Annotated in this window: 1 protein-coding gene; it reads left to right on the forward strand. The window is 56.4% G+C overall.

Going from position 1 to position 362, the window contains the following annotated elements; translation table 11 throughout:
- A partial coding sequence (locus RJ47_RS21485) for a hypothetical protein (RefSeq protein WP_039485328.1) occupies window positions 1–362 on the forward strand: 362 nt, incomplete at both ends.

Raw genomic sequence — 362 nt, forward strand, 5'->3', positions numbered from 1 at the left:
GATGTCTACGAAGGTGACGAGACCTTTGGTCTTGTAGTTACTGAGAGTAACAACGTGACCTCAAACGGCAGTGCGACCGGCAGCGCAACCATCAAAGACGACGGTACGGGCCCAGGTCCGGGCACGCCAGATAATGACAAGCCAGAGCTTACCGTGACAGGCGGTGGTGATGTGAACGAAGGCACTGACGCCGTATTCACGGTTTCACTCTCTAACGAGACCGAAGCGCCAGTGGTGGTGAACCTTGCGCCAACCACCGACGGTTACACCGCGGAAGCGGGTGACATCGGTGAGATGGTTGTGACGTATGTCGACAGCAACAACCAAACGCAAACACTGACTGTGGATGGCAGCGGCAACGT

This window comes from Vibrio sinaloensis (assembly GCF_000808535.1).
GTDB lineage: Bacteria > Pseudomonadota > Gammaproteobacteria > Enterobacterales > Vibrionaceae > Vibrio > Vibrio sinaloensis_D.